Below are 2,588 nucleotides of genomic sequence, written 5' to 3' on the forward strand. Positions count from 1 at the left end.
TTCCCATTATCCATTACCCATTACCTATTATCTTTTACTATAAAGTAGTCATATTCTGAGATCTTGCACCATTGTCATTAATCGTAGGGTGGGCAGTGCCTACCAACGCGCTTTGCAAGCTTCATTATCTGTCTGGTGCACTGCCCACCCTACATGAACCAAGCTTCTTGATAATAGTGCAAGATGTGAGATATTCGTAGTTATCATGTGAATAGACAATATGAATCAAAATTAGTGTGTAGGAATACAGCAATGTTTCCTACACACTATCTATGTTTACCCCTATCAATAATGGCTATAGGACTTATATCAAGTCTGGTTGAATACCCATAATTAAGGAACCCGGGAAGTGTGGGGAGATGGGGAGATGGGGAGATGGGGGAGATTTTTATTAAGGGTAATTATCCTGACATGATATTACCCAGATGAAAGGAAAAATCAAGGTATTAGCCAATAGTAAACCGGTAACTTCAGATTTACAGATGCTGACATCTCTAGATTCAGGCCAAATCAAACAGCAACACCTCTGCTTGCTCTTGACCCACTAACATCACAGATTCCGCTTGAGAAATAGCAGCACCATCACCAGCTTGTAGCAAGTAATTATCTAACTTGACCTGACCTCTTGCTACTTGTACCCAAATATGACGATCTTGATTAGCCTGGTACATTACTGATGCACCAGCATCCAGGTTCGTGCCATAGACATTAACATCTTGATGAATGCTCACAGAACCATCTCGTCCGTCCTGTGAAGCAACTAGTTTTAATTGATTCTGCTTTTCGTCTGGTGCAAAAAATTTCTGCTCGTAGCTTGGTGTTAATCCAGTTTGATTCGGTAAAATCCAGATTTGCAGAAAATGGGCGATGTCAGTGCCTGAATAATTATACTCGCTGTGGGCAATACCTTTTCCTGCACTCATCCGTTGCACTTCACCAGGACGAATAACTGTGGTATTGCCAAGGGTATCTTTGTGCTCAAGGGCTCCTTCTAGGACATAGGAAATAATTTCCATATCTCTATGGGAGTGAATTCCAAATCCAGTTCCACCTTCAATCCGGTCTTGATTAATTACCCGCAGTTTGCCAAATCCCATATGAGCGGGATCGTAATAGTTAGCAAAGGAAAAGGTGTGGTAAGAATCGAGCCAACCGTAATTAGCATGTCCTCTTTCAGAGGATTTACGAATTTTGATTATTTTTTGATTGTTTGTGGTTACAGTCATTTGGTTTTCCTCCAAATGTTTGATTAGTTATTGGTAAATTAGTATTCATTTAAATTTCATGGTTATGACAGTTATGGAGTAGGGAGTAGGGAGTAGGGAGTAGGGAGTAGGGGTAACAAAATTGAATCTACTTGATAAGTATGGAAAACGCTATAATTTGTAATTAGTGATTGGTGATTACAGGATTTTTCATAACTATGAGGTAAAGAGATTATCGCTGTTCCCTGCCCTCTATTTCCTGCTCCCTGCTCCCTGCTCCCTGTTCCCTGCTCCCTACTCCCTACCAAATTGAAAACCGCTATACTAGACTTGGAATGATTCTCCAAAGCTCTCGCCATAGTAAACTTGTTCGATATCAAACCGTCCACCATAGAGTTTAAAGGGTTCACCGGCGTATCCCATGGGGAGTAAACAACACACATCTACTTCCGCAGGAATGTTAAATGCTTCTTTAACTTGAGCAGACACAAATCCTTCCATTGGACAGGTATCAACTCCAAAGCTTTTTGCCACAATCATTAAATGAGCAACGGCTAACATAGTGTGACGATTTGTCCAGGTTTCGGGGGATTGAAAGGAGACATGATACTCAAACATTTGAGGAATTGAGCTACGCATAAAATCTGCATAAGCATCATTGACTCCACCAACATTTTTACCAAGTTGAATCACCGATTCAATGTAATCGGTTTGAGTAACTCGGCGATCGCCACAACAAATTAATACAACTGGAGCTTCTGTTACTTGACGCTGATCAAAGGCACAGGCTCTTAACTTTTCTTTATTAGCTTGCTCTTGTAGGACTATAAAGCGCCACGGTTGTAAATTAAAACCGGAGGGCGATCGCACTCCTAAGCGAAAAATTTCTGTTAAGATTTCTTTGGGAATTGGATCAGGACGAAATGAACGGGCAGCACGACGCTGTTCTATTGCTTCTTTTAATCCGATTGAGGGGTAAAATTCTGTGGTCATAAGTTATTTGAAGGTTTACGGTTTATAGGTTGAAGGTTTACAGGTTGAACGTTTACGGTTGACAGGTTGACAGGTTGAAGGTTGACAGGTTGAAAGTTTACGGTTGACAGGTTGACAGGTTGACAGGTTGAAGGTTGACAGGTTGAAAGTTTACGGTTGACGCCTAATATTAGGCAAAGAGTAATCTTAGTAAAGAGGCAATTTGACTAGATGTCAATGCCAAGCAAAACTTGGATAGATAGTGTTGAATAAATTAGCAATTTTGTCGCCGTTTAAAACTCTAGTTTTTCGATAAATAAATTTGAGTTTGATCAACCCCCTATTCCCGATTTCATATTTCCCTTACTAATTCTATAATTTGGTAACGCAGTTCATCATATAAATTACTTG

At 40.2% G+C, this 2,588-nt stretch carries 3 protein-coding genes; all 3 read right to left on the reverse strand.

What is annotated here, in order from left to right; genetic code table 11:
• Positions 1-500: 500 nt before the first annotated feature.
• The 3 genes from F6K53_RS37050 to F6K53_RS37060 all read right to left on the reverse strand — a co-directional run bounded on the left by F6K53_RS37050 (position 501) and on the right by F6K53_RS37060 (position 2,198).
• Entirely contained in the window at positions 501-1,226 is a 726-nt protein-coding gene (locus F6K53_RS37050; protein WP_293084552.1) for a pirin family protein, read from the reverse strand.
• Between the two features lie 71 nt (positions 1,227-1,297).
• Positions 1,298-1,564 carry a hypothetical protein gene (locus tag F6K53_RS37055; RefSeq protein WP_293084554.1) on the reverse strand — a complete coding sequence of 89 codons (267 nt, stop codon included), beginning with the start codon at positions 1,562-1,564 and terminating at the stop codon, positions 1,298-1,300.
• Entirely contained in the window at positions 1,530-2,198 is a 669-nt protein-coding gene (locus F6K53_RS37060) for a nitroreductase family protein (protein WP_075902351.1), read from the reverse strand. Before F6K53_RS37060 ends, F6K53_RS37055 begins: the two co-directional genes overlap by 35 nt.
• Between the last annotated feature and the right edge of the window lie 390 nt (positions 2,199-2,588).

Origin of the sequence: Moorena sp. SIO4A1 (assembly GCF_010672065.1) — a bacterium.
In the GTDB taxonomy this organism is placed as follows: Bacteria; Cyanobacteriota; Cyanobacteriia; order Cyanobacteriales; family Coleofasciculaceae; genus Moorena.